The organism is Bradyrhizobium liaoningense (genome assembly GCF_018130955.1).
In the GTDB taxonomy this organism is placed as follows: Bacteria; Pseudomonadota; Alphaproteobacteria; order Rhizobiales; family Xanthobacteraceae; genus Bradyrhizobium; species Bradyrhizobium liaoningense_C.
In genome coordinates this window covers 1-26,397 of record NZ_JAFCJM010000064.1, presented here as the reverse complement: position 1 = coordinate 26,397, position 26,397 = coordinate 1, and the positions used below count along the sequence as shown (strand labels likewise).

General features: G+C 63.6%; 20 protein-coding genes and 1 pseudogene. 10 read left to right on the top strand and 11 right to left on the bottom strand.

Annotation, left to right across the window (positions count from 1 at the left end; translation table 11 throughout):
• The first annotated feature begins 331 nt into the window (after positions 1–331).
• The 7 genes from JQ632_RS32465 to JQ632_RS32435 all read left to right on the top strand — a co-directional run bounded on the left by JQ632_RS32465 (position 332) and on the right by JQ632_RS32435 (position 7,770).
• A complete protein-coding gene (locus JQ632_RS32465) occupies positions 332–1,657 on the top strand; it encodes a sugar ABC transporter substrate-binding protein (protein ID WP_212406728.1) in 1,326 nt (441 codons plus the stop codon).
• Positions 1,654–2,592, top strand: coding sequence for a carbohydrate ABC transporter permease (locus tag JQ632_RS32460; protein ID WP_212406727.1), 939 nt, complete (start codon positions 1,654–1,656; stop codon positions 2,590–2,592). Before JQ632_RS32465 ends, JQ632_RS32460 begins: the two co-directional genes overlap by 4 nt.
• Positions 2,589–3,413 (top strand): carbohydrate ABC transporter permease, encoded by an 825-nt coding sequence (locus tag JQ632_RS32455; RefSeq protein ID WP_212406726.1) that lies wholly within the window; start codon positions 2,589–2,591, stop codon positions 3,411–3,413. Before JQ632_RS32460 ends, JQ632_RS32455 begins: the two co-directional genes overlap by 4 nt.
• 266 nt (positions 3,414–3,679) lie before the next feature.
• A complete protein-coding gene (locus JQ632_RS32450; protein ID WP_212406725.1) occupies positions 3,680–4,693 on the top strand; it encodes an ABC transporter substrate-binding protein in 1,014 nt (337 codons plus the stop codon).
• Positions 4,677–6,266 carry an ATP-binding protein gene (locus JQ632_RS32445; RefSeq protein ID WP_212406724.1) on the top strand — a complete coding sequence of 530 codons (1,590 nt, stop codon included), beginning with the start codon at positions 4,677–4,679 and terminating at the stop codon, positions 6,264–6,266. The genes JQ632_RS32450 and JQ632_RS32445 overlap by 17 nt, the downstream gene beginning before the upstream one ends.
• The gene (locus JQ632_RS32440; protein WP_212406723.1) at positions 6,263–6,628 is read left to right on the top strand and encodes a response regulator; all 366 of its coding nucleotides are present in this window, start codon (positions 6,263–6,265) and stop codon (positions 6,626–6,628) included. The genes JQ632_RS32445 and JQ632_RS32440 overlap by 4 nt, the downstream gene beginning before the upstream one ends.
• A gap of 29 nt (positions 6,629–6,657) precedes the next feature.
• Positions 6,658–7,770: a response regulator gene (locus JQ632_RS32435; RefSeq protein WP_212406722.1), complete on the top strand. Its 1,113-nt coding sequence runs from the start codon at positions 6,658–6,660 to the stop codon at positions 7,768–7,770.
• 148 nt (positions 7,771–7,918) lie between these two features.
• Here JQ632_RS32435 and JQ632_RS32430 read toward each other — a convergent pair whose 3' ends face one another.
• From JQ632_RS32430 to JQ632_RS32420, 3 genes are all read right to left on the bottom strand, one after another.
• Positions 7,919–9,571, bottom strand: a complete 1,653-nt coding sequence (locus JQ632_RS32430; RefSeq protein WP_212406721.1) for a regulator — start codon at positions 9,569–9,571, stop codon at positions 7,919–7,921.
• 10 nt (positions 9,572–9,581) lie between these two features.
• Positions 9,582–10,280, bottom strand: coding sequence for a cysteine hydrolase family protein (locus tag JQ632_RS32425; protein WP_212406720.1), 699 nt, complete (start codon positions 10,278–10,280; stop codon positions 9,582–9,584).
• Between the two features lie 323 nt (positions 10,281–10,603).
• Entirely contained in the window at positions 10,604–11,557 is a 954-nt protein-coding gene (locus JQ632_RS32420; RefSeq protein ID WP_212406719.1) for a hypothetical protein, read from the bottom strand.
• 167 nt (positions 11,558–11,724) lie between these two features.
• Between JQ632_RS32420 and JQ632_RS32415 the strand changes: the two are divergent.
• Positions 11,725–15,201 (top strand): annotated as a pseudogene (locus JQ632_RS32415) (indolepyruvate ferredoxin oxidoreductase family protein).
• 38 nt (positions 15,202–15,239) lie between these two features.
• On the opposite strand, the gene JQ632_RS32410 reads toward JQ632_RS32415, so the two are convergent.
• From JQ632_RS32410 to JQ632_RS32395, 4 genes are all read right to left on the bottom strand, one after another.
• Positions 15,240–16,964 carry an FAD-dependent oxidoreductase gene (locus JQ632_RS32410; RefSeq protein ID WP_212406718.1) on the bottom strand — a complete coding sequence of 575 codons (1,725 nt, stop codon included), beginning with the start codon at positions 16,962–16,964 and terminating at the stop codon, positions 15,240–15,242.
• Between the two features lie 59 nt (positions 16,965–17,023).
• On the bottom strand, positions 17,024–18,043 hold the full coding sequence (locus tag JQ632_RS32405; RefSeq protein ID WP_212406717.1) for a S1C family serine protease: 1,020 nt from the start codon (positions 18,041–18,043) through the stop codon (positions 17,024–17,026).
• A 72-nt stretch (positions 18,044–18,115) separates the two neighbouring features.
• Positions 18,116–18,565, bottom strand: a complete 450-nt coding sequence (locus tag JQ632_RS32400) for a hypothetical protein (RefSeq protein WP_212406716.1) — start codon at positions 18,563–18,565, stop codon at positions 18,116–18,118.
• A gap of 9 nt (positions 18,566–18,574) precedes the next feature.
• Entirely contained in the window at positions 18,575–20,173 is a 1,599-nt protein-coding gene (locus JQ632_RS32395; RefSeq protein ID WP_212406715.1) for a GMC family oxidoreductase, read from the bottom strand.
• Between the two features lie 203 nt (positions 20,174–20,376).
• Here JQ632_RS32395 and JQ632_RS32390 point away from each other — a divergent pair, with 203 nt between their 5' ends.
• Positions 20,377–21,144, top strand: a complete 768-nt coding sequence (locus tag JQ632_RS32390; protein WP_212406714.1) for a thermonuclease family protein — start codon at positions 20,377–20,379, stop codon at positions 21,142–21,144.
• A gap of 105 nt (positions 21,145–21,249) precedes the next feature.
• Here the strand turns inward: JQ632_RS32390 and cyoD are convergent, their stop codons facing one another.
• The 4 genes from cyoD to JQ632_RS32370 are packed head-to-tail and all read right to left on the bottom strand — an operon-like array spanning position 21,250 to position 25,094.
• Entirely contained in the window at positions 21,250–21,633 is a 384-nt protein-coding gene (gene cyoD, locus JQ632_RS32385; RefSeq protein WP_212406713.1) for a cytochrome o ubiquinol oxidase subunit IV, read from the bottom strand.
• Complete coding sequence (locus JQ632_RS32380; RefSeq protein ID WP_212406712.1) at positions 21,630–22,277, bottom strand: cytochrome (ubi)quinol oxidase subunit III; 648 nt, start codon at positions 22,275–22,277, stop codon at positions 21,630–21,632. Before JQ632_RS32380 ends, cyoD begins: the two co-directional genes overlap by 4 nt.
• Positions 22,277–24,277 carry a cytochrome o ubiquinol oxidase subunit I gene (cyoB, locus tag JQ632_RS32375; protein ID WP_212406711.1) on the bottom strand — a complete coding sequence of 667 codons (2,001 nt, stop codon included), beginning with the start codon at positions 24,275–24,277 and terminating at the stop codon, positions 22,277–22,279. Before cyoB ends, JQ632_RS32380 begins: the two co-directional genes overlap by 1 nt.
• Positions 24,267–25,094, bottom strand: coding sequence for a cytochrome ubiquinol oxidase subunit II (locus JQ632_RS32370; RefSeq protein ID WP_212406710.1), 828 nt, complete (start codon positions 25,092–25,094; stop codon positions 24,267–24,269). Before JQ632_RS32370 ends, cyoB begins: the two co-directional genes overlap by 11 nt.
• A gap of 230 nt (positions 25,095–25,324) precedes the next feature.
• On the opposite strand from JQ632_RS32370, the gene JQ632_RS32365 reads away from it, so the two are divergent.
• Positions 25,325–26,125, top strand: a complete 801-nt coding sequence (locus JQ632_RS32365) for an SDR family NAD(P)-dependent oxidoreductase (protein WP_212406739.1) — start codon at positions 25,325–25,327, stop codon at positions 26,123–26,125.
• Positions 26,126–26,397 lie beyond the last annotated feature (272 nt).

Sequence of the window (26,397 nt, the reverse complement as noted above, 5' to 3'; positions counted from 1 at the left end):
TCGAAGAATATGCGGCGATACTATTCTATCTAAAATTGCCCGCAAGCAAAAAGGCACGTGAGGCCGCCGGGTGCGGCATTCTGGTCGCCTGCGCCCGTGAATGGAAAAGCCGCCGGGCCCAACGGCGCCACCGTGGCGCTGGCACCCGGCGCAGGGTTTGCCGCGCTCGGAAGCGTGACGAGCTTTCTTCGGCCGAGGGGCAAGAAGGACAGAAAATTGCGGCGCGGCAAGCTCGCAGCCGACTAGCGGTGCAAGCATATTCGGGCTAGTCAGGCGGCGCGCGGACGTTAGTATCCCGTCCCAAGAAACGAGTCACAGGGAGAGAGACACAGTGGCGAACCATCACATTTCGCGCCGCACGCTTTTGGCCGGTACCGCGGCAGCAGGCGCGCTCAGCCTCACCGGCCTTCCGGCGCGCGCCGAAGTCAACTGGAAGAAATATGCCGGGACCAAGCTGGAAGTGATCCTGGCCAAGGGTCCGCGCGGCGACAATCTGCAAAAAAACATCAAGGAATTCACCGATCTCACCGGCATCCAGGTCGAATCGGAGCAAATTCCCGAACAGCAGCAGCGACAGAAGTGCGTGATCGAGCTCACCTCGGGCCGGCCGAGCTTCGACGTCGTGCATATGAGCTATCACGTGCAGAAGCGGCAGTTCGAGAAGGCCGGCTGGCTCGCCGACCTCACACCCTACATGAAGGACCCGACGCTGACCGCGCCGGACCTGGTGGAGAGCGATTTCTCGGCCGCCGGCCTGCAATACTGCAAGAACGACAAGGGCCAGATGCTGTCCCTGCCCTGGTCGGTCGACTATTTCATCCTCTACTACAACAAGGAGTTGTTCCAGAAGAAGGGCGTCGCCGTCCCCAAAACGTTCGACGAGATGATTGCGGCGGCCGAGAAGCTGACCGACACCAAGGAAGGGACCTATGGTTTCGTCGGACGCGGCCTGCGCAACGCCAACATGACGTTGTGGACGAACTTTTTCCTCAACTACGGCGGTGAATTCCTCGACGCCAAGGGCAATATCCTGACCGACGGTCCGGAGGCGATCGAGGCGACAAAGCTCTACCAAACGCTGCTGACGAAGGTCGCTCCGCCCGGCGTCGCCGGTTTCAACTGGATGGAGTCGATGGCTTCGTTCTCGCAGGGGAGATCGGCGATGTGGATCGACGGCGTCGGCTGGGCGCCGCCGCTGGAGGATCCGGCCGCATCTCGGATTGTCGGCAAGGTCGGGTACACCGTCGTGCCGGCCGGACCGAAGGGTCAATATTCGGCAACCTATGGCGACGGCCTCGGCATTGCCGCGGCAAGCAAGAACAAGGAGGCTGCCTATCTGTTGTGCCAGTGGGCCGTCTCGAAGAAGCAAGGCGCGCGGCTGTTGCAGGCCGGCGGGGGCGTGCCGTTCCGCAACTCGATCCTGAACGATGCCGAGGTCCAGAGCGGCGTGAAAATGCCCAAGGAGTGGCTGCAGTCGGTGATCGACTCCGCCAAGATCAGCAAGCTGGGCCTGCCCGTGGTGATCCCGGTTGCCGAATTCCGCGATCTCGTCGGCGCGGCGCTCACCTCGACCCTTGCCGGCGCCGATCCCGCGACTGAGCTGAAAAAGGCTCACGAACAGTACCGGCCCATTCTGGAGCGCAGCGAAAAGGCGTGAGTGCGTTGACACAATCGACTCCGGCCGCGGCACAGTCAGATGCCGCGCCGGAGAAGGAATTGCGGCCGCCGTCCTACTGGCCGTTCGTGGTGCCGGCGCTGGTCGTCGTGCTCGCCATCATCATCTTCCCGTGGATCTTCACCATCTGGATGAGCCTGAACGAATGGAAGGTCGGCTCGCCGACCACGTTCGTCGGCTTCTCCAACTATCTGCGGCTGCCGAGCGACCCCCGCTTCATCGAGGCGATCGGACACACACTCGTCTACACCGTGCTGTCGGTGGTGCTGCCGCTGGTGCTCGGTACGCTCGCGGCCGTGGTGTTTCACCAGAAGTTCGCCGGACGGGGCTTCCTGCGCGGAATCTTCATCATGCCGATGATGGCAACGCCGGTCGCGATCGCGCTGGTCTGGACCATGATGTTCCATCCGCAACTCGGCGTGCTCAACTATTTGCTGTCGCTGGTCGGCATTCCGCCGCAGCTCTGGGTGTTTCATCCGGGAACGGTGATCCCTTCCCTGGTGCTGGTCGAGACCTGGCAGTGGACGCCGCTCATCATGCTGATCGTGCTCGGGGGCCTCGCAGCGATACCGACGGAGCCCTATGAGAGCGCCCAGATCGACGGCGCCAATATCTGGCAAGTGTTCCGCTTCATCACCCTGCCGCTGATCATGCCGTTCCTGTTCATCGCCGGCATGATCCGCATGATCGACGCGGTAAAGAGTTTTGACATCATCTTCGCGATCACACAGGGCGGACCGGGCTCGGCGTCGGAGACCATCAACCTCTATCTCTACAGCGTCGCATTCATCTATTACGACCTCGGCTACGGTTCGGCGATCGCGGTTGTGTTCTTCCTGCTGATCGTCGCGCTTGCGGCGGTGATGCTTTACGCCCGGCAGCGCATGCTGTGGACCGAGATTGCGAGCGGCGCATGACACCCCGTCAGATCATCGGCAAGATCGGCCTGTGGCTCGCGGTGTTCGTCATCGTGTCGCCTGCGATCCTGTTCTTCCTCTGGATGGCTTCGCTGTCGCTGAAGTTCGAGGTCGACAACGCCGCCTACCCACCGGTGTTCATCCCCGAGCATTTCGCGTGGAAGAACTATGCCGATGTGCTCGGCTCCAACCGTTTTCTCACTTATTTCATCAACAGCCTGGTCGTGACCGGCAGCGCCACTGCGCTCGCGCTGATGGTCGGCGTTCCCGCCGGCTACGGTATCGCACGCATGGCTGCGCACAAATCCGCGATCGTGATCCTGATCGCCCGCATCACGCCCGGCCTGTCCTATCTGATCCCGCTGTTTCTCCTGTTCCAATGGCTCGGATTGCTCGGCACGCTGATACCGCAAATCATCATCCACCTGGTGGTGACGGTCCCGATCGTGATCTGGATCATGATCGGCTATTTCGAGACGACGCCGCTGGAATTGGAGGAAGCAGCCCTGATCGACGGCGCCACGCGCTGGCAGGTGTTTCGTCACGTTGCCTTGCCGATCGCCCGACCGGGGATCGCGGTCGCCTTCATCCTGGCGGTGATCTTCTCCTGGAATAATTTCGTCTTCGGCATCGTGCTGGCCGGACGCGAGACGCGTACCCTGCCTGTCGCCGTCTACAACATGATCTCGTTCGACCAGCTCAGCTGGGGGCCGCTTGCGGCGGCCGCCCTCATCGTCACCTTCCCGGTGCTGCTGCTCACCGTGCTCGCCCAGCGGCAGATCGTCGCCGGGCTCACTGCGGGAGCTGTGAAGGGCGGGTGATCGACCCGCTCTCAACCTTTATCCTGAGTTGTGTCGATCATGACCCGAAGACGGCTACGCGCAAAAGCGCCTCCAGAAGCTACTAGCGCGGTCACAGAGGGTCACAGAGTAAGGTCCCCCCGGACGCCGTCGGAGAATCGGCTGTATCCGATATGCCGCGGCCGTAGTATCCTTGTCGGCAGCGGGGCCTTGAGGTCCACGCTAATTCGTCGGCCCGACGTTCGGCCCCCGGAAGCCACCGCTAAAGGCATTTCGAGGAGGTCCCGATGGATACGAACCGTCGCGACGTGCTGTTGGCTGGAGCCTTCGCCGCTTCCACCGCCCTGCTTTGGGGCGTCCCGGCTCGGCTAAGGGCCGAAGGGTCCAATCCGCCGCCAGAAACCACTACAATCCGCCTCGCGAAGAACCCGGTCATCTGCATTGCCCCGCAGTATGTGGTCAGCGACCTGCTGACTGCCGAGGGGTTCACAAATGTCGTTTACGTCCAGTCCGATGGTGGAGTGGAGCAAGCCAAAGCTGTCGGGAAGGGAGATCTCGACTTCACCCTGCATTTCTCCGGCCCGCTTCTTCTTCAGGTCGATCGCGGCTTGAAGGTCACGATTCTGGCCGGGATACATGCCGGCTGCTTCGAGTTGTTCGCCAAGGACGGCATACGCAGCGTCGCCGATCTGAAGGGGCGAACTGTCGGCATTCAGGGGCTCGAGACGAGTCCGCACGTCTTCCTCAGCGCGATGGCGACGCTCGTTGGGCTCGATCCCGCCAGGGACATCGAGTGGGTGACGAGCGGACCAGTCAAACCGATCGAGTTGTTTGCTGAGGGTAAGATCGACGCTTTCCTCGGATTTCCTCCAGAACCGCAGCGCTTGCGTGCGCAGAACATCGGTCATGTCATCGTCAACAGCGCACACGACCGCCCATGGTCGCAGTACTTTTGCTGTATGCTGGCGAGTAATCGCGAATTCGTTCGAAACAATCCCATAGCCACTAAGCGCGTGATGCGCGCCATGCTCCGCGCGACGGACTTGTGCGTGAGCGAGCCGGCCCTAGTTGCCCAACGAATGGTCGATAGGGGCTTCACGGCTCGCCAGGATTACGCGGTTCAGACTCTCGCGGACGTGCCGTACAATCGTTGGCGCGACTACGATCCCGAGGACACAATCCGCTTTTACGCGCTTCGTCTGCGCGAAGCGGGAATGCTGAAATCGAGCCCTGCGAAACTCATCGCAGATGGAGTCGACTGGCGTTTCCTCAACGAGGTTCGACGTGAACTTGGAGGCTGATTCGACGTCGCTTCTTGGTCAGCGCCCGCTTGCCGCGATATCGCGAGCAAGGCGAGACGGCGCATCGGCGAAGGACGGGCTCGTCGGCCTGCGTCCTTCGCTGCGCACGAAATTGCTGGCGGCGTTCCTCGTCATCGAGGCACTCTTGGTCTCGGTCGGAGTGATTGGGCTCCTTTCTCTGCGCGAAGCCGACCTGCGAGCAAACCAAGTAGTTGCCCTGCAGCATAAGATCGAGGCATACCGGCAGGTTCAGCACGATACGCTCAGACAGCTCTATGGCGTATCCACAGCTCTCGCGTTTCCGAACGAAACGACATTGGCGGTGGCACTGCGGCAGATCAACCAGTTCGGGTACGACCTTGATCGGGTCTCATTCGTCGCCAAGGACGAGGTCGCGCTGCTGGATCAGGTGCGACAAGAATATGCGCGCTTCATTGCCGTAGTTTCACACGTCGTCGATCTCGTCCGCAATGGGCGAGCTGCTGAGGCCAAACAGAGCGAGCTCGCGGAACTCGGGCCCCTGGCGGACAAGCTCGAACGACTGACCAATCAATTGGTCAACCGGGCTGAAGCGGACATGGTCGCCGGCATAGATGCGAGCCAGCAAACCTATACCAAATCTCAGATACTTGTCGCCGCCGTCGCGGTCGTAAGTTTCGTGCTTACGCTGGTCCTGGGACATGCGATCTCCCGATCTGTGATCGATCCAGTCCGCACCATCCACGATGGCCTGAATCGAATAGCGGCCGGCGATTTCGCTCAACGGATCGAGGTTCCCAATCGGGACGAACTAGGGGAGCTTGCGGCGCACGTGAATTCGGCCTGCGACGAACTACAACAGCTCTACCAACGCCTTGAGGAGGCCAGCCGTCACAAATCGCAATTCCTCGCAAACATGAGTCACGAATTGCGGACGCCTCTAAACGCAGTGCTCGGCTTTTCAGAGCTCATGCTGGACGGGATTTACGGCGAACCTCCACAAAAAATGCGATCAGCCATCGAACGCATCCAACGGAACGGCAAACATCTGCTCGGCCTCATCAACGACGTCCTTGATCTCTCCAAGATTGAAGCGGGACAGCTTCGACTTTCTTTGGCCGACTATTCCGTAGAGGAACTGGTTAGTGGCGTTTACACCTCCGTTGAATCCCTCGCAGCTGAAAAGAATTTGGGTTTGCGAGTTGCTGTTCCCTCTGGTCTGCCGCCGGCGCGAGGAGACGAACGCAGGCTGGCTCAGGCCCTGTTCAATCTTGTTGGTAACGCGATCAAATTCACCGATGCCGGAGAGGTTCGGATTGAAGTGGAGGCGAAGGGGGATTCCTACAAATTTTCCGTCCAAGACACAGGACCAGGCATCGACGAAGTCGATCAAGCAAAGATTTTCCAGGAATTCCAGCAGGTGGATAACTCGATCACCAAGGCGAAGGGAGGCGCCGGATTGGGCCTCGCCATCGTGAAGCGCATCGTGGAGATGCATGGTGGACAAATCTGGATAGAGTCCCGCCGGGGTCATGGCGCGAGATTTTCATTTTTGGTACCGGCCCGGCTTGAGCAACAGGCGACGCAGACATGAGCAAGCGTGTACTGGTGGTGGAAGATCAGGAGGACAATCGGCAGATTCTGCGCGATCTGCTCGCAAGCGTCGGTTACGAAATGATCGAGGCGCACGACGGCGAAGGAGCGCTCATAGCGGCGCGAACCCAAAGCCCGGACCTGATCCTGATGGACATCCAACTTCCTATTCTTGACGGATACGAGGCGACACGGCGCATTAAGTCACAATCAGATCTCCGCCATATTCCAATCGTCGTCGTCACCTCCTACGCGCTCAGCGGCGACGAAGAAAAGGCGCGCGCGGCAGGCTGCGATGCCTATGTCGCAAAGCCCTACAGCGCACGAAACCTGCTTGAGACGATCAATCGATACCTGACATAGGTTCCGGCGCTCGCCGACGTGGAGCAGAAATGCATGACCCACCGCGCATTCTGATCGTAGATGATAACGAAACGAATCGTTGCCTTCTTACCGCGCGCCTCGGCGCCGAGGGTTATGAGACGACGGAGGCCGAAAACGGCGAGCGAGCGCTCGCAGTCGTGCGTGAATTTGCGCCGGACGTTGTCCTCCTTGACGTCATGATGCCGAAAATCGATGGCTTTGAGGTCTGCCGACGGTTGAAGGGCGACTCCGCGCTTGGATTTGTTCCAATCATTATGGTCACGGCGCGAACTGATTCAAAGGATGTCGTCACGGGACTTAACGCAGGCGCGGACGAATATCTGACCAAACCCATCGACCACGCAGCACTGGTTGCGCGCGTGCGCTCGATGCTTCGAATCAAGGAATTGCATGATCGAGCGGAAGCCCAGGCGACCGAACTCGCATCATGGAACAGAACGCTTGAGCAGCGCGTCGTCGAGCAGCTTGCACAGATTGAACGCGTTAGCCGCTTGAAGCGTTTTCTGTCGCCACAGATAGCGGAACTGATCCTTTCTTCCTCGCCATATGACGCCTTGGCCAGTCACCGCAGGCAGGTGAGCATCGTCTTCTGTGATCTGCGGGGATTTACTGCATTTGCGGAAATCGCCGAGCCCGAGGAGGTGATGGCCGTGATGCGCGAGTATCATGCAACCCTGGGCTCCCTCACCCATGAATTTGAAGGCACATTGGAGAGATTCTTAGGCGACGGAATCATGGTCATTTTCGGCGATCCGATTCCTTGTCCCGATCCGTGCGCGCCAGCTGTTCGGATGGCGATCGCGATGCGGGGTCGTCTGTCCGAATTATCCAGCAAATGGCGGCGCGAAAGCCATGAGCTCGGTTTTGGAATCGGCATCGCCTATGGATATGCGACGCTCGGCGCCATCGGCTTCGAGGGCCGCTCTGAATACAGCGCGACCGGGACCGTGGTTAATCTCGCGGCCCGTCTTTGCGCGGAGGCGCGCGACGGCCAGATTTTGATCGACGGCAAAGTGCGCGCGGCCCTCGACAGAAGGGTGACAGCGGAGCCCATAGGTGAACTGGCGCTCAAAGGCTTACATAGACCAATAGCGGCGTACAACGTGCTTGAGATGACTTGAGCGGGATGGCGATCACATCTGCCCTGATGTCAGCTTTCCGGGGCAACGCGGAAATGACCAATTCAGTGCAGGACCCAGCATACGGACGGAATACAGACAGCAGCCGGGCAGCCTGCCGCCGCCCGGCCGCAAATCGCCTTTCCCCACCCTACTCCGCCGGCGCGGCCGACATCTCCGGATGCGCAGCGTAATGCTCGCTGCTGCCGAGCCTGGCAAGCCCAAATAGGCCTGCGGCCACCACGGCATAAGCTAGCGCAACCGCAGGCGTAACGCCGAAGCCGCCGCCGATGCCGACGGCCTCACCGTGCATGAAACCGAAGTAAGTGAGCACGGCACCGACCAGCGCGAAAGCCGAGGCCTTCTCGAAGTCGCGCTCGATGATGAAGACGCCGATGGCTCCCAGCACGAGGCCGCCGAGGATCGAGCCGCCGCCCATCACTTCGAGGCCGTGATAGAACACGCCCTGCTGCGGCAGCGCGGCGATCGCGGCTGCCTTGACTGCGTCGGCCTTATCGGCCGCCATACCGCCAACGGTCGCCGCCGCATTCATGGTCGAGCCCAGCATCGTATCGATCTGGAGTTTTGCCCAGGCCGCAAGATGCGGCGTCAGCGCCAGCACGATCGCCGGCGCGTGCTTGACCGGCGTGGTCTGGAACGCCTGTGCGCCGATCAGCATGCCGATATAGAGCAGGATCGGCGAGATCGCGACCACGGGCACGAGCGCGAGCAGCACCGAGATGATGCCGAACCAGGACAGCACCACCACCATCACGCCTGTTGCGGCCGAATAGCCGATCCGGCCGCCCATCGCCTTCCAGCCGGGATGGCCGATATAGACCGCGTTGATGAAGGGGTTGCCCATCAGGCAGCCGATCAGGCTGACCACGCCGTCGGCGGTCAGCACGCGCGTGGTCGGATATTCGTCACCGGCCGCTTCCGCGCTCTCGACATTGTCCATGGCCTCGACGAGGTCGTAGATGCCGAACGGAATCGCCGTGACCAGGATGATGCCGAGGAACTCGAAGCCGGAGAAGACGTAGCCGACGGCCGGCAGCGGCACCGAGAAGCCGAAATTGGCGAAGGCATCGCCGACGCCCTTCAGGCTGAGGCCGCCGAGACCGAGGCCGAACAGGTTCGAGCCCCAGGCGATGATCATGCCGACGGCGATCGCGATCAGGCCCGCGGGAATGCCCTTGGGATACTTCACGCCGCCGAACCAGCTCACCAGGATGATGGCGAAGCAGACCAGGCCGATCTGCGGCGTCATATACATCTCCAGCGCCGGACGCATCGAGATGAAGGTGACGGAGACGCCGGCGAGTGTGCCGAGCAGCGCCGCGCGCGGCGTGATCCTGCGGATGAACGGCGCGATGAAGCCGCCGATCATCAGGATGAAACTCTGGAAGAATACCCAGACCAGGCCGGCCGACCAACCTTTGAGGGGATCGCCGGTCTTGATCGTGATCGGCAGCATGATCACGAAGGTGACGATGAACATGTGCGGCACGCTGACGCCGGACGGCAGCGCGCAAACGTCGTAGCGGCCGGTCTTCTGTGCGAGCCGATAGGCAAGGAAGGCGTAGTAGAAGGTCGAGAGGCACATCATCAGCCCGAGCGCGGGCAGGATGCGGCCGAACACGAGACTGTCCGGCATCTTCAGCACGAAGCGCAACAGCCCTGTGAGCACCAGCATGTTGACGAGGATGTTGGTGCCGAAGCCGAAAAACGCGTTCCAGTCGCCGGATGTCCATAGCGCCGGCTGAAAAGCGGACTTGCCGGCCGTCCCCGTCGATGTGCTCATGGTCATGCCCCTATGTGGTCGAAGTCTTCAACGCCTCCAGTACTGCGGCCGAGCTGGCTACCCAGCCGAAGATTCCGCCCTGGGCCTTGATCATCTTCAGGCCCATCTCGTGAAACTCGGGAAAATAGGACGCGCAGCCGTCCGAGATGACGACGCAGCGATAACCGCGGTCGTTGGCTTCGCGCACGGTGGTGTTGACGCAGACTTCCGTCGTGACGCCGCACACCAACAGATTTTCGATGCCGTATTTCTCGAGCACGTCGGTGAGCTCGGTGGCGTAGAACGCGCCCTTGCCGGGCTTGTCGATGACGATCTCGCTGTCGAGCGGATAGAGCTCGGGAATGATGTCATGGCCGGCTTCGCCGCGGATCAGGATCCGACCCATCGGGCCGGGGTCGCCGATGCGCAGGGACGGCGCGCCGCGCTCGACCTTGGCCGGCGGCGCGTCGGAGAGATCGGGCAGATGCCCTTCGCGCGTGTGGACTACGAGCATCCCGCTCGCGCGCGCAGCCGCCAGCACGGCACCGATCGGCTTAACTGCGCGTGCAAGCTGGCTCACGTCATTGCCGAGCGTCTCGCCGAAGCCGCCGGGCTCCATGAAGTCGCGCTGCATGTCGATGATGACGAGCGCGGTGGTCGACCAGTCCAGCTTGATCGGCTCGGGCTCGGCGACGATGGTGCCTGATGCCGGCTTGCTTGAGTTCAACATGACCCACGCCCCCGCGAGAACTCTCTTTGCCAAGAGTTCTGCAAGCGCCGTGCCATTGTGTACAATGGCTGGCGGCGTCGGGACGCGTGGGAATTCCTTGCGCTTTCAATATGTTATGCGAAGGGCCCGCCGCTGCTTATTCGCTGTGCGACGGCTTGGCGACGGGCATCTGCTCAAGGCTTGGGCGACGCCGCAACTCTCTCCGCTCGTCATTCCGGGGGCGCGATAAAGTCGCGAGCCCGGAATCCATACTCCCGATCGTGGTTATGGATTCCGGGCTCGACGCTTCGCGTCGCCCCGGAATGACGAAGGAGAAAGTAGCGCTAGCCCGGTGCGCGACCGTAGAGCTGGCGATACTCGTCCTGATACGGCGCGTAGGAATCCTTCATGGTCGCCATGTTGAGCAGCATGGTCGCAACCAGCGTGTTGGCCTTGTCGAACACGCGCGTCTTCGCCCAGGCGCTTTCGGTGCGTCGGCTGCCGGAGAGCGCGACCACCTCGCGCTCGACCTCGTACTCCTGATCGACGAAGAGCGGTCCCTTCACGAGGCGGATTTCCTGGTCGGCGAACAGGCCGACGGCCGGGCCCTTGGTCGGCAGCGGATCGTCCTTCGAGCGGTACTGGAAGAGCACGCTCAGCATCTCCATCGGGATGATCGCCCTGCTCCACGGGTTGTCCGCCCCCGCATAGTACGGCGAATTCTCGGTGATCACGGCAAGCTTCTGCCGCAGCGAGAACGGATAGAGGTCGCCCATGTTCTGGTCGAAGGCCATCCGCACCGTCTGGCGCTTGCTGGTTTGGCCAAGCTTCACGTCACGCAGGATCACGGGGTCAGCGAGCGGCTTGAGCTCGCCCAGGCGCGCTTCGAGCGCGGTCGGCGCCGAGGGCTCGCCGACCGAAGCTGTGCCGCGCAGCACCTCGGTGCCGTCGCGCTTCACCATCTGGATCGCGCATTGCCGCGCACCGCTTGCAGGCTTTGACACGATCGCCTGAACCTCCTCGCCTTCGTAGCAGACGGCGCGGTAATGCGCGGAGAGACAGCCGCTCTCGAACCAGGCCTGGCCCCACAATCGCGCGCCGAGCGGGGCGAACTGGCTGAAATGCGTCGGACCCTCGATGGTGCCGCCCTTGAAGCCGAGCTTTTGTGCCGTCGCATCGTCGTGGATCGAGGCGTGCGCGTCGTAGGTCTGCGCCTGGAGCATCTGGCGCGGCTGGCGCCACGGGCCGACAAGGGCCTCCGCCATTTCGGTGATCTCAGTGTCGAACGCATTGGGCATCGGGGCCTCCTCGGAAACAAGCCATGACTAGCAGGACCGACACGGATGCGGCCAGCGATATTGACTTCGCCGACCCATGCTTTTGACTGCGGGCCTCTGCTTCGTGCGCCGCCGCCTTCTCCCGCGGCGCATTTCCCCGCCGGAACTATAATAAAAAGGATCCCGAGATGACGCTGATGCAGGTCGAGCTGGAGGACAAGTACCGGCTCGAAGCCAAGCGGATCTACCTTTCCGGCACATAGGCCCTGGTTCGGCTCCCCATGTTGCAGCGCGAACGCGACCGGCTGCAAAACCTCAACACCGGCGGTTTCATCTCCGGCTATCGCGGCTCGCCGCTAGGCATGTACGACCACGCGCTGTGGCGCGCGAAGTCGCACCTCGCACAGCACGACATCGCCTTCGTGCCCGGCCTGAACGAGGACCTCGCCGCCACCGCCGTGTGGGGCAGCCAGCAGGTCGGCTTGTTCCCCGGCGCCAAGGTCGATGGCGTGTTCGGCATCTGGTACGGCAAGGGCCCCGGCGTCGACCGCTCCGTCGATGCGCTGAAGCATGCCAATGCCGCCGGCACCTCCCGCAATGGCGGCGTGCTGGCGCTCGCCGGCGACGACCACGGCTGCCAGTCCTCGACATTGGCGCATCAGAGCGAGCAGGTGTTCGCCGCCGCGCTGATCCCCGTGATCAACCCGTCGACGCTGCAGGACTATCTCGATCTCGGTCTCTATGGTTTTGCGCTGTCGCGCTTCTCCGGCTGCTGGATCGGCTTCAAGGCGATCGGCGAGACGGTGGAGAGTTCGGCATCGATCTACAGCGACCCTGCGCGCATCCAGATCAAGATTCCTGACGATTTCGAGATGCCGCCCGGTGGCCTCAACATCCGCTGGCCCGATCCGCCGCTGGAGGCGGAGAAGCGTCTGTTCGGCCCGAAGATGGCGGCCGTGCAGGCCTTTGCGCGCGCCAACCAGCTCGATCGCATTGTGCTCGATTCAAAACCCGCGCGTCTCGGCATCATTGCGACCGGAAAGGCCTATCTCGACCTGCGGCAGGCGCTGGCCGACCTCGGCATCAGCGACAAGGACGCGCAGGATCTGGGCCTGCGCATCTACAAGGTGGCGCTGACCTGGCCGCTGGAGGAAAGCGGCGCGCGGCGCTTTGCCGAAGGTCTTCAGGACGTGCTCGTGGTCGAGGAGAAGCGCGGCTTCATCGAGGACCAGTTGATGCGCATCCTCTACAATTTGGATGCCTCCAAGCGCCCCTCGATCGCCGGCAAGCGCGACGAGAGCGGCGCGACGCTCCTGCCGAGCGAAGGCGAATTGACGCCGACCTTGGTTGCCGCCGCGCTGGTCGCACGGCTGCGCCGTCTCGGCCATCAGAGCCCGCTGCTCGAACAGCGGCTGGCGCGGCTCGAAGCCTTTGAAAAACCTTTCACGGCGTCGGCGCCGATCAAGTTGTCGCGCACCCCGTTCTTCTGCTCGGGCTGCCCGCACAACACGTCGACCCGCGTGCCCGAAGGCAGCCGCGCCATGGCCGGCATCGGCTGCCACGGCATGGCGCTGAGCATGCCGGCGCGGCGCACCGACCTGATCTCGCATATGGGCGCCGAAGGCGTGAGCTGGATCGGACAAGCACCGTTCACCAGCGAGAAGCACATCTTCCAGAACCTCGGTGACGGCACCTACACGCATTCCGGCCTGCTCGCCCTGCGCGCCGCCGCAGCCGCCGGCATCAGCATCACCTACAAGATCCTGTATAACGACGCGGTCGCGATGACGGGCGGCCAGCCCGCCGAAGGCAGCTTTAACGTCGCGCAGATCGCCCACCAGGTCTGGGCCGAAGGCGTCAAGCGGCTCGCGATCGTCTCCGACGATCCCTCGAAATATCCCGCTGGCAATTATTTCCCGCAGGGCGCGACCATCCATCACCGCCGCGAACTCGATGCCGTGCAGCGCGAGATGCGCGACATCAAGGGTCTCACCGTCATCATCTACGACCAGACCTGCGCCGCGGAAAAGCGCCGCCGCCGCAAGCGCGGGCTCTATCCCGATCCGCAGAAGCGCGCCTTCATCAACGAGCTCGTCTGCGAGGGTTGCGGCGATTGCTCGCAGGCTTCCAACTGCGTGTCGGTGCAGCCGCTGGAGACCGAGTTCGGGCGCAAGCGGCAGATCGACCAGTCGAACTGCAACAAGGACTTTTCCTGCGTCGAGGGCTTTTGCCCGAGTTTTGTCACCGTCCATGGCGGCACGCTGAAGCGCATCAAGACCTCGGCGGTCGACTCCGGCCAGCTGTTCGCGGACCTGCCGCTGCCGCCGGCGCGCACGCTCGACGGCCCCTACAACATCCTCGTCACCGGCATCGGCGGCACCGGCGTCATCACCATTGGTGCGCTGCTCGGCATGGCCGCGCATGTCGACGGCAAGGGCTGCTCGGCACTCGACTTCACCGGCCTGTCGCAGAAGAACGGCGCCGTCATGAGCCATGTGCGCATCGCGCCGCAGCCGGAGGACATTTCGGCGGTCCGCATCACAACGGGAGGCGCCGACGTCATCCTCGGCTGCGACATGATCGTCTCGGCCGGCCCGACCGCGCTCTCCCGCGCCGAGCGCGGCGTGACCAAGGCCTATATAAATGCCGACCTCCAGCCGACCGCGAGTTTCGTGCAAAACCCCGATCTCGATTTCGAGATGGGCGCGATGCAGGACGTGCTGCGCGAGGCGATCGGCGACAAGAATCTCGACATTGTCGATGCCACCGGCATTGCCGCGGCCCTGATGGGCGACTCTATCGCGACCAATCCGTTCATGCTCGGCTTTGCCTTCCAGAAGGGCGCGATCCCGCTGTCGCTGGAAGCGCTGCTCCGCGCCATCGAGATCAACGGCGCGGCGATCGAGATGAACAAGCTCGCCTTCACCTGGGGCCGGCTTGCCGCGCACGACATGTCGCGTGTACGCAGCGTGCTCCAGTTCAAGAGCAGGGCATCCGCGCCGGTCAAATCGCTCGACGAGATCATCGCCACCCGCACGGAATTTCTCACAAACTATCAGGACAAGGCCTATGCGGACCGCTACCTCGCGGGCGTCGCCAGGGTCCGCAAGGCCGAAAGCGCGGCCCTGCCCTCGTCCACGGAGCTGACGGAAGCGGTCGCAAAGAACCTGTTCAAGCTGATGGCCTACAAGGACGAATACGAGGTCGCCCGGCTCTACACCGACGGCAGCTTTGCGAAAAAACTGTCGGAAAAGTTCGACGGGGATTTTGCACTGAAGTTCAACCTGGCGCCGCCGATCTTCGCCCGTCGCGACGCGGCCACCGGCCGTCTCCGGAAGCAGGAGTTCGGCGGCTGGATGATCCACGTCTTCGGCGTGCTGGCAAGGCTGAAATTTTTACGCGGCACCGCCTTCGATCCGTTCGGCCGCACCGAGGAGCGCAGGAGCGAGCGCAAGCTGGTCGAGGACTATTTTGGCATGCTCGACCAGCGGATCGCGACGCTGACCGCCGCGCAAATTCCTCTGCTGTCACGGCTCGCGCGCGTGCCGGAGACGATCCGCGGTTTTGGCCACGTCAAGGACGCCAACATCAAGCAGGCCATGGCCGAGACCGCGCGGCTGGAAGCCGAGCTGGAGAACAGCACCTTCGCGGCGGCGGCGGAGTAACGGCCAAGCGCGCGCCGGCATGACAGTGGAGAGGATGGCTAGACTGAAGCTGTGGCCAGAGATGATGTGACGCTTCCACCCTCCGCCAGATGCCGCCCCGCAATGTACCCGAACGTCAACGCCGGCCCGAGCGTGATGCCGGGCCCCGGATAATTCCCGTTCATGATCGAGCCCATGTCGTTGCCGCAGGCATAGAGGCCGGCGATCGGCGTGCCGTCCTCGCGCAGCACGCGCGCCTGCGCATCGACCTTCATGCCGATGGCGGTGCCGAGATCGGCGGGATAGATGCGCAACGCAAAGAACGGGGCGCGCTGGATCGGCGCGACGCAAGGGTTGGGCTTGCGCGCGGCGTCGCCGAGATGGCGCTGATAGATCGTGCTGCCGCGGCCAAATTCTGGATCCTGGCCGCTTGTCGCATTGGCATTGTAGTCCGCGACTGTCGCGGCGAGCGAGGACGGGGCGACGCCAATCCTCTCGGCCAGTTGCGCGATGCTGGGCGCCTCGATCAACTCGCCGCTCCTGACATAGCGCCGGACATTCCAGGTGAAGGGCTTGATGCGACCGAGGCCGTAGGTCCAGAGAAAGTCGCGGTCGCAGATCAGATGGAAGGGACGGTCGGGCTCGCCATTGCCGTCGCGGAGCATGCCGAGCACGAATTCATGATAGGACAGCGCCTCGTTGATGAAGCGCCGGCCGGCCGCATTGACGGCGATGATTCCCGGCTTGGCGCGGTCGGTGACGGTGTGCGGGAAGACGCCGCGGCTCCCGTCGTCGCGCCGGAACAGCGAGGCCGGCACCCAATAAGCGGGGCTCGTGGCATCGCGGTTGAGCGCAGCGCCGCTTGCGGTCGCAAGGCGCAGTCCGTCCCCGGTGCCGGCGGTGCTGGTCGCCGACACGAATCCCGCAGCCGGAGGAAAGAAGCGCTTGCGCAAATGCGCATCGTGCGAGAAGCCGCCGGTCGCCAGCACCACACCGCGGCGCGCCGCGATGGTGCGATCGCGCGCGCCATGGCGGATCGTCACGCCGCTGACGCGCCCACCTTCGACGACGAGGTCCTCGACGTCGGCGCTGAAGAGCATCTCGACCTGCCGCGCCAGCAGCGAGGCATAGAGCCGGGCTGCGAGCGCGTTGCCGAGATGCAGCGTGGTGCCGCGTGGCGCGTGCAGGCGCTGCCGGGCATATTGAGAGAGCAGCCGCATCGAACGCAGCGTCGATCGAAACGATTTCCCGATCTTGCGCAGATGCGGGATGTCGAGCCGGTTCACCATCATCCCGCCGAACAGCGTGAACTCCGGCAGCGGCGGCCGCAGCCGCGCAAAGCCCGGGCCGAGCCTGGTGCCGTCAAACGCCACCGGCTCCAGCACCCGGCCGCCCGCGGTGGCACCTAACCGTTCCGGATAATAGTCGGGATAGACCTTCACCGGCTGGAGCCGCACCTCCGTGTTGGCCTCCAGATACGCGATCGCCTCGGGGCCGCGCGCAAGGAAGGCAGCACGCGGGCCCGCATTGGCGGGCTCGGGGACGGTGCTTGCGAGATACTGGACGGCATCCGTGACGCTGTCCGACAGCCCCACCTCTTTCATCTTGCCGTTCGCGGGAATCCAGACCATGCCGCCCGACCACGCGGTGGTACCGCCGACAAAGGCCGTCTTCTCGATCACCAGCACGCGCAGGCCTTCAGCGGCGGCGACGGCCGCCGCCGTCATGCCGCCGGCACCGGCGCCGATGACGACGACGTCGTAGCTCTCCCGCACGGGCATCATGCCGCCGAATTCCAAGGACGAGGCATGACACCGTCATACCTCGCCCCGCGGGTCCCGCGCTAGCGGGCCGGCTTGCGCTCGACCGGGTCGATGTCGATCGCCCGCAGGCGCCCAAGCCGCAGCACGTCCATGGCGAGGTGCCGGCCGATGCGGTCGCGGTCGAGCACGCGGATCAAATCGTCGACGCCGTTGATCTCGACACCGTCGAGCCGGATGACGACGTCGCCGGGCAAGAGCCCCGCCTTCGCGGCCGGCCCATCCGGCTCGATCTGCGCCAGCAGCGCGCCCATCTTGTTCTCGACCGCGGCCAGCACCGCATGCCGCCGCGGGATCGGCGCGGTCTGGCCGGCCACGCCGATATAGGCGCGACGGACATAGCCGTGACGGATGATCTCCGACAGCACGAACTGCGCGGTGTTGCTCGCAACCGCGAAACAGATTCCTTGCGCGCCGTTGATGATGGCGGTGTTGATCCCGATCACCTCGGCCCTCGAGGACACCAGTGGCCCGCCGGAATTGCCGGGGTTGAGCGCGGCATCGGTCTGGATCACGTCCTCGATGGTCCGCCCGCTCACGGAGCGGATGGAACGTCCGAGCGCGGAGACCACACCGGCGGTGACGGTGGACTCAAAGCCCAAGGGATTGCCGATCGCGATCACGAGCTGGCCGCGCTGGAGCGTCTTGGAGTTGCCGAGTGAGGCATAACGGAGGTCGCGGACACCGTTGGCACGCAAGAGTGCCAGATCGGTGTCGGGATCGACGCCTAGCACCCGGGCGTCGCCGACATTGCCCTCGATGTCGCGCAGCCGAATCTCCTTGGACTGCCCGACCACATGGCTGTTGGTCAGGACGAGACCGTCAGGCGAGATCACGATGCCGGAACCAAGCCCGCCGCGCTCGCGACCGTTGGGCACCTTCGGCCCGGTCTCGACACGCACCACGGCCGGCCCCACCCGCTCCGTCACGCCGATCACGGCGTTGGAATAGGCGTCGAGCAGGTGCTGGTCGTCGGCAGGGGTGGATGGAACGGGTTGCGGCGGCAGGTCGCCACCGCTGACATCTGAGGTAAGATCTAACATGGCGAATTTCCTTCGCGCGTCAGATGGTTACCTCCGACTTATAATGCAAGCCGGGCGAACTTCACGAACAGCTTAACTGACCTGACGCATCGTACGAGCTCGGGCCTTGACGGGATCGAGCAGCGACCAATCGCCATCCTGAAGTACATGCCCCTTCGGGAATGGCGCGCGCGCCTCGAGCCCGAGCGAGCGCAGCACGCGCTCGTCGCGGTAGTAGCACTGCAAGACGACGCGGACGAGCGTCGCCGCCGCCGCGCCGCCGGTCTCACGGAACTCTTTGATAACGCCGTCGCGCGCTGCCGGATCGAGATCGGCGAGCGGCATGCCCGCGAGACGGGCGAGATGGTCAAGCGCCTCGCCGACCAGCTTTGCATCGCGGCCAAGCGTGGCGAGCATGTCGACCTGGATGGCGTCGTCATCCGCGCCCGGCACGCGGTATTCTTCGCTGGCCGGGATGATCATGGCGGCGACGGTGCGCAAATCCTGGCGCTGCCGCGGCGTGAGGGGGAGTTGGTCCGGCATGATCCTGTCCTAGTCGAAGAGATTGGCGAGGCGCTGCTTCATCTGATCGGCGACGTAGAGTGCGATGGCCTGGATGGTCGAGGTCGGGTTGACCCCGCCCGAGGTGACGAAGACGCTGCCGTCGACGATGAAGAGGTTTTTCACGTCATGCGAGCGGCCCCATTCGTTGACCACGGAGCGCTCGGGATCGGTGCCCATCCGCGCGGTGCCGAGCAGGTGCCAGCCGCCCCAGGGGATCGGACTGTTGATGCAGATGTCGGTGGCTCCTGCGGTCTCCAGCACCTCCCGGCCGCGCGCCAGCGCGTGCTCCATCATCTTCCGGCTGTTCTCGCTGATCGTGTAGTCGATCCTGGGTGCGGGAATGCCGTGGCTGTCCTTCAGGACGGGATCAAGCGTAACTTGATTGTGCTCCTCTGGCAGATCCTCGCAGATCGCGGAGAAACCGAGCCGATGGCCGTTGAGCTTGCGGAACACACGGTGATGATCCGCGCCCCAGGGCAGAATACCCTTCTGCTCGCTGACGACAGCCTCGAACACCGGCCCCGCGCCACGCACGAACTGCACGCCATAGCCGCGGACGAAGCCGCGCGAGAGATCCGTGTCATACCACTCCTTGCTCCACAGGCAGGTCGGCGGCGCACGGTTGCTGTCGGTCGGCTCCTTCACATAGCCGTAGATCTGCGCGTAGGGGTGGAACATCAGGTTCTTGCCGACGAGGCCCGACGAATTGGCAAGGCCGTTCGGGAAACGGCCGGAGGCCGAGTTCAGCAGCAGCCGCGGCGTGCCGACGCCGTTGCAGGCGATGATGACGACATGAGCCGGTTGAAACTGCTCGACGCCGTCCTTGTCGTAGTAGACGACGCCCGAGGCCATGCCGTTGTCATCGGTCGTGATCTCGCGCACCCGGCAATGGGTGCGGAGCTCGACGCCGGCGCGGATCGCCTGCGGCCAGTAGGTAATGTCGGTCGAGGACTTTGCGCCTTGCGCGCAGGCCGGCGTGCAATGGCCGAGATTGATGCAGCGCGCCCTGCCCTCGTAATCCATCGTCGCGACCGTCGTATCCGACGGCCACCAGTGCCAGCCGAGCTTGTTCATGGCCTTGCCGATCAGCGGGCCTGATAGCCCGAGCGGCTGCGGCGGCATCGGTGGATGGGTCAGCGGCGACAGCGGGTCGCCCGACAAGCCAGACGTCCCCATGATGCGGTCGTTCTCTTCGAAGAACGGCACCAGCGTGTCGTAGTCGATCGGCCAGTCGTCGGCGACGCCGTCGAGCGTCTTGACCTTGAAATCGGAGGGATGCAGCCGCGGCCAATGCGCGGTGTACATCACCGTGGAGCCGCCGACCGCGTTGTAGTTGACGACCTTGATCGGCGAATTGTCGTCGTTGATCGGATAGTCCTCGGGTCGGCCGCGCACGTTCGGGCTGGTCGCCCACTCGCCGTAGAATTTGGCCTCCCAGTCGCGGCCGGTGCTCGGATATTCCGCCGGGTTCATCCAGCCGCCCTGCTCGAGACACAGGATGTGCATCTTGGTCTCGGCCAGTGACCACGCGACGGCGGCGCCTGATGCGCCCGCCCCGATGATCAGGACGTCCACGGGGTCGTTCATGCCGGTACTTCCTCCCGCCCTCGCCGCTTCCCGGGCGATTCGGCCATTCTCAGCCTGCTTGCAGCGCCAAACGATAGGGGCAGAGCGGCGGGCGAGTAAAGCCATCCGCCGGGAATGTCGCACTTCGCTGAGCGCAGACCATTGGTCTTGCCATGTCCGGATGCTAGGAACGGGGCGAAAAAGCAAATCGATAGCGAGTCCGCATGTCCTTCAGGAATTTCCTTACCGCAGTCGCTCTGATCGTCGTGGGATGTTTCGCGGGCTCAGTCCCGACCCTGGCCGTGACCGGGACCGCCGTTGTGCGCGATGCCAACTCCATTCAGATCGCTGACGTGACCTACCGGCTCGACGGCGTCGACGCGCCGGAACTCGACCAGACCTGCATCGACGACCACGCCGACCCCTGGACCTGCGGCCTTGAGGCCCGCGACCAGCTCACCAAGCTGATCAAGGGTCGCTCGGTACGCTGCGACGACGTGGGCCCCGAAAAGAACTTTGGCAAGCGGCACCGCGCCATCTGCACGGCCGACGGCGACAAGGCGACGCTGAACGAGCAACTGGTCCGCCTCGGCTACGCGATCGCGCGTGAGCCGGTGAAGGCGAACGTCAAGCCAGCCGCCACCGAGGCCAAGACGGCCTCGGCCGGTATCTGGAAGGGCTGTTTTGTTGCGCCGCAGGAATTCCGCACGGGGAAAAAGGACGGCGCACTGCTCGGCACCGCCTGCCGCACCGACCGCGACAAGGAAATCCGCGCCGTGCTGTTTCCGGAGGAGCTGACGATGCCGCCGAGCTGCAGCATCAAGGGCAAGCTCGCCGTACGCGCCCGCGTCACCGGCAATATCGGCATCTATCATTTGCGGGGCTGCCCGAGCTACTCGGGCACGACCAAGCCGGACCGCTGGTTCTGCTCCGAGGACGACGCCCAGGCGGCCGGCTTCCGCAAGGCCTATAACTGCCGCCGGCCGAAGTAGCGCTTGCTTCGCCTCTCCCCGCATCCGCCTTCGCTAAAGCTTCGGCGGACAAGCGCGGGGCGAGGGAGATCGAGCAACGTGCTCGCCTTACTGTGCCCGCCCGCCTCACTGCATCCGCATGATCTGATCCATCGGCGGCATGTTCTGGTTCAGATGCGACATGATCCAGACCGAGCCGCCGACCACCAGGAACACGATGAAGAGACCGAAGGCCAGAGCCAGCACGTTGTTGGTGTTGTCGGGCCCGGTCGTGATGTGCAGGAAGAACACGAGGTGCACGCCCATCTGCGCGATCGCCAGCACGATCAGGGCGACGGGGATGGAGGGCTGCCAGACCAGCGTCGTGCCGGCGACGAAGAAGGACGTCGCGGTGAGCAGAAGCGCAAGTGCAAGGCCGATGACGTAACCGAGCACGCGGGCGCCGACATCATGTTCGCCCTCATCGCCCGGCGCGAAGCTGGTGTCGCTATGGTCTGACAGTTCGCTCATGGGGTACTCCCGAGCAGATAGACGACGGAAAACACCGCGACCCAGATGATATCGAGTGCATGCCAGAACAGTGCAAAGCACAGCAGCCGCCGCATGATGTCGGCGCGAAAACCTTTTGCGAAAACCTGGGCCATCATGGTGAGCAGCCAGAGGATGCCCGCCGTGACATGCAGGCCGTGGCAGCCGACCAGCGTGAAGAACGCCGTGAGGAAGGCGCTACGGGTGGGACCGGCGCCGCGCGCGACGAGGGCGGCGAACTCGCGGAACTCGAGGGCGAGGAAGATCAGTCCGAGTACGCCGGTCGCGGCCATCGCGAGGTAGAACCAAAGCCTGTTGCGGACATCGGCGGCGATGCTCGCCATGCCGCAGGTAAAGCTCGAGAGCAGCAGGCAGACCGTCTCGATCGCGACGTTGCGCTGATCGAACAGTTCTGCGCCCTTCGGTCCATCAGCGGTCTGGCCGAGCAGCACCGCATAGGCCGCGAAGAAGCAGGAGAACATCACGATGTCGGAGAGCAGGAAGATCCAGAAACCGAAGCCGGTGACCACGCGCTTCGGCGCCGGGCCGGGATGCTCGATCACCAGTCCGATGTGATGGGGATCCCCATGCCCATGCCCGTGGCCGGCCGTCGCCGCTATCGCCATCACACGGACCCCGCGAGGCTAACGAGATTGCGCCGTTCCTCGATGTTGGCGCGATCGATGCGCGCGACGTCGGCGGCCGGAATGACGTATTCGTCATGATCGCGCCAGGCGAACACGACGAAGGTTGCCCAGGCCCCGATAAGACCCAGAATCACCATCCACCAGATATGCCAGATCAGGGCAAAGCCCATGATGCTGGCAAAGAACGCGCAGACGAACCCGGTCGGCGAATTCCGGGGCATCTCGATATCCTGATACTCCGGCTGCGCGTGCGCGAACTGCTGCTGCCTGGCCTTCGCCTTCATCTCCCAATAGGCATCCTCGCCGCGGACATCGGGTGAGATGGCAAAATTGAACACCGGCGGCGGCGACGACGTTGCCCATTCCAGCGAGCGTCCGTCCCAGGGATCGCCGGTACGGTCGCGCAGCGACTCGCGATTGCGGATGCTGACGACGAGCTGCACGACCTGACAAACCACCGCCATGGTCAGGATCGCCATGCCGATGACGGCCACGATCATCCAGGGCCGCCATACCGCGACATCATAATGCTGCATCCGCCGCGTCATGCCCAGCATGCCCGCGGCATAGAGCGGGATGAAGGTGACGTAGAAGCCGATGAAGGTGCACCAGAACGCGGCCTTGCCCCAGCGCTCGTCCAGGCGAAAGCCGAACGCCTTGGGAAACCAGTAGGTGAAGCCGGCAAAGGCGCCGAACAGCACGCCGCCGATGATGACGTTGTGGAAGTGCGCCACCAGGAACATGCTGTTGTGCAGGATGAAGTCGGCCGGCGGCACCGCGACCAGCACGCCGGTGAGGCCGCCGATGATGAAGGTCACCATGAAGCCGACCGACCACAACATCGGCGTCGTGAAGCGGATGCGGCCGCCATACATCGTGAACAGCCAGTTGTAGATCTTCACGCCTGTCGGAATGGCAATGATCATGCTGGCGATGCCGAAGATGGCGTTGACGTCGGGCCCCGCCCCCATGGTGAAGAAATGATGCAGCCACACCATGAAGGAGATGACGCAGATCGCCATGGTCGCGAGCACCATGGAGCGGTAGCCGAACAGCGGCTTGCCGGAGAAGGTCGACACCACCTCGGAGAAGATGCCGAAGGCCGGCAGCACGAGAATGTAGACCTCCGGATGTCCCCACGCCCAGATCAGGTTCATGAAAATCATGACGTTGCCGCCGGCCTCGTTGGTGAAGAAGTGGAAGCCGAGATAGCGGTCGAGCAGCAGCATCGCGAGGGTGGCCGTGAGGATCGGGAATGCCGCGACCATCAGGAGACTTGAGGCGAGCGTGGTCCAGCAGAACATCGGCATGCGCAGATAGTTCATGCCCCTGGTGCGCAGCTTCAGCACGGTCGTGACCAGATTGATGCCGGCGACCAGCGTGCCGACGCCGGATATCTGCAGCGACCAGGCGTAGTAGTCGACGCCCACACCCGGTGAGTAGACCAGGCCCGAGAGCGGCGGAAAGGCGAGCCAGCCGGTACGCGCGAACTCGCCGATCACCAGCGAGAGATTGACCAGAAGCGCGCCGGTCGCCGTCAGCCAGAAACCCACCGAATTCAGCGTCGGAAAGGCGACGTCGCGCACGCCGAGCTGGAGCGGCACGACGAGGTTCATCAGCCCGATCACGAACGGCATCGCCACGAAGAAGATCATGATGGTGCCGTGGGCCGAGAATATCTGGTTGTAGTGCTCGGGCGGAAGGTAGCCCTGCGACTGGTAGGCGATCGCCTGCTGGATCCGCATCAGGATCGCGTCGCTGCCGCCGCGCAAAAACATCACGGACGCCAGCAGCACGTACATGACGCCGATCCGCTTGTGATCGACGCTGGTGATCCACTCGCGCCAGAGATAAGGCAGATGCCCCTTCACCACGACCCAGATCAGCACCGCCAGCAAGGCAACGATCACGACGCCGCCGGCAACGAGCGGGATCGGCTGGTCGAACGGGATCGCCGACCAGGTGAGCTTACCGAGCATGCTGGCCTCCGCTGTGCGGCGCATCGGAGGCGACCTGCGGGCCGGGCCCGGGCGGGATATGCTGGGTCGCAATCAGGTCGAACAGGCGGGGATCGTCGAGCCGGTAGACCGGCCTGCCCGCCTCGATCCCCTGCTGCATCAGTTTCTTGTAGCTCTCCTCGTTCAGCACGGCATCGCTCTTCGCCGTCGCCGCGACCCAGTCCGGAAAGGCGAGCTGCGAGATCACGTTGACGTCGAACATCATGTCCGGAAAACCGTCGCCGGAGAAATGCGCCGAGAGGCCCTGCAGCTTGCCTTCGTTGTCAGCACGCAGGTTGAGCCGCGTCACCATGCCGTTCATGGTGTAGATCATGCTGCCGAGCTGCGGGATGAAGAACACGTTCATCACGCTCGACGACGTGAGCTGGAAGTTCAACTCGGCCCCAGCCGGCACCGTCAGCGTATTCACCGTCGCAATCCGCTGATCGGGATAGATGAACAGCCACTTCCAGTCGAGCGACACGGCCTGGATGCGGACCGGGCTGCCGGTCCCCGGCACGGGCGCGGCCGGGTCGAGCTGATGCGAGCCGATCCAGGCGACGCCGCCGAGCAGGATCACGGTCAGCGCCGGGATCGACCACACCACGAGCTCGACACGACCGGAATAGACGAAATCCGGCTGGTAGCGCGCCCGCGGATTGCCCTCGCGAAACCAGAACGCGAAGCCGAGGATCGCGACGATGGTCGGCACCACGATCGCCAGCATGATGGCGACGGAATCGACGAGAATGGTGCTGTTGGCGGCTGCGACAGGTCCCTGCGGATCGAGGAGATTCATCAGCGAGCCAATGACGAGTGGTGAGCCCCGAGGGCAACCCTAGCGCGGATGCGGTCCCGCGACAAACGCGCTGGCGCGGCCACGGTTCCGATGTCCGAAGGGCAGCCATGCGCCGTGCGCTGCGGCAACTTGCAATTCCATGCGACGTCAAGGGCATGACAGAGCGACGGTCGATCTTCTCGCGCTGGGAGGGTGTTGCTATCGTGATGAAAAAGCAGGGAGAAGGCGTCATGCGCTTGAAGGACAAGGTCGCCATCGTGGTCGGGGCCGGGCAGAGTCCCGGCGAAGGCGTGGGCAACGGCCGCGCCACCGCGCTCACCTTTGCGCGCGAGGGCGCAAAGGTGCTTTGCGTGGATCATCACCTGGTGCCTGCGCAGGAGACGGTTGCGATGATCGCCGAGACTCAAGGCACCGCCGCGGCCTTCAAGGCCGACGTGACCAAGGCTGCCGACATCAAGGCGATGGTGGCCGATGCGCAGGCGCGTTGGGGCCGGATCGACATCCTGCACAACAATGTCGGTGTCAGCCTCTCCGGCGGCGACGCCGAGCTCCTGCAACTGACCGAAGAAGCCTTCGACCACGTCGTTGCCATCAACCTGAAGAGCTGCATCCTCGCGGCCAAAGAGGTGATCCCGATCATGCGTCAGCAGAAGAGCGGCGCGATCATCAACATCTCCTCGATGGCGGCGATCACGACCTATCCTTACGTCGCCTACAAGGCGACGAAGTCGGCGATGATCGCCTTCACCGAGCAGCTCGCCTACCAAAACGCCGAATACGGTATCCGCGCCAACGTCATTTTGCCGGGCCTGATGAACACGCCGATGGCGGTCGATACCCGCGCCCGGGAGTGGCACAAGACCCGCGCCGAGGTCGAAGCCGAGCGCGACAGCAAGGTGCCGCTGCGCAGGAAGATGGGGACAGGGTGGGATGTCGCCAACGCCGCGCTGTTCTTGGCGTCGGATGAGGCCAACTTCATCACCGGCGTGACCTTGCCGGTGGATGGCGGGGCGAGCGTGAGAAGGGGGTAACCGGCGCAAGCACAGTGCCCTTCCTCCTCCCCTTGTTGGAGAAGGTGGCGCGCAGCGCCGGATGAGGGGTTGCCTCCGCGCACTTGATCGAGATGAATTCTTGGAGCGAGACCCCTCACCCGGCTTCGCTCCGCGAAGCCACCCTCTCCCACAAGGGGCTAAGGGATGCCCGAAAGTGATTCCCGAGAATTTGGGAATGTGATTCAAGGCCTTTCGACCTGTTTGGGACGGGAGGCATGAGATGTCTTTTGGCGATATTCGGGTTGCTGAGC

Coding starts and splice junctions, on each gene's coding strand:
- JQ632_RS32455 (WP_212406726.1), top strand. CDS start 2,589: ATGACACCCCGTCAGATCATCGGCAAGATCGGCCTGTGGCTCGCGGTG.
- JQ632_RS32450 (WP_212406725.1), top strand. CDS start 3,680: ATGGATACGAACCGTCGCGACGTGCTGTTGGCTGGAGCCTTCGCCGCT.
- JQ632_RS32440 (WP_212406723.1), top strand. CDS start 6,263: ATGAGCAAGCGTGTACTGGTGGTGGAAGATCAGGAGGACAATCGGCAG.
- JQ632_RS32435 (WP_212406722.1), top strand. CDS start 6,658: ATGCATGACCCACCGCGCATTCTGATCGTAGATGATAACGAAACGAAT.
- JQ632_RS32430 (WP_212406721.1), bottom strand. CDS start 9,571: ATGAGCACATCGACGGGGACGGCCGGCAAGTCCGCTTTTCAGCCGGCG.
- JQ632_RS32425 (WP_212406720.1), bottom strand. CDS start 10,280: ATGTTGAACTCAAGCAAGCCGGCATCAGGCACCATCGTCGCCGAGCCC.
- JQ632_RS32420 (WP_212406719.1), bottom strand. CDS start 11,557: ATGCCCAATGCGTTCGACACTGAGATCACCGAAATGGCGGAGGCCCTT.
- JQ632_RS32410 (WP_212406718.1), bottom strand. CDS start 16,964: ATGATGCCCGTGCGGGAGAGCTACGACGTCGTCGTCATCGGCGCCGGT.
- JQ632_RS32405 (WP_212406717.1), bottom strand. CDS start 18,043: ATGTTAGATCTTACCTCAGATGTCAGCGGTGGCGACCTGCCGCCGCAA.
- JQ632_RS32400 (WP_212406716.1), bottom strand. CDS start 18,565: ATGCCGGACCAACTCCCCCTCACGCCGCGGCAGCGCCAGGATTTGCGC.
- JQ632_RS32395 (WP_212406715.1), bottom strand. CDS start 20,173: ATGAACGACCCCGTGGACGTCCTGATCATCGGGGCGGGCGCATCAGGC.
- JQ632_RS32390 (WP_212406714.1), top strand. CDS start 20,377: ATGTCCTTCAGGAATTTCCTTACCGCAGTCGCTCTGATCGTCGTGGGA.
- cyoD (WP_212406713.1), bottom strand. CDS start 21,633: ATGAGCGAACTGTCAGACCATAGCGACACCAGCTTCGCGCCGGGCGAT.
- JQ632_RS32380 (WP_212406712.1), bottom strand. CDS start 22,277: ATGGCGATAGCGGCGACGGCCGGCCACGGGCATGGGCATGGGGATCCC.
- cyoB (WP_212406711.1), bottom strand. CDS start 24,277: ATGCTCGGTAAGCTCACCTGGTCGGCGATCCCGTTCGACCAGCCGATC.
- JQ632_RS32370 (WP_212406710.1), bottom strand. CDS start 25,094: ATGAATCTCCTCGATCCGCAGGGACCTGTCGCAGCCGCCAACAGCACC.
- JQ632_RS32365 (WP_212406739.1), top strand. CDS start 25,325: ATGCGCTTGAAGGACAAGGTCGCCATCGTGGTCGGGGCCGGGCAGAGT.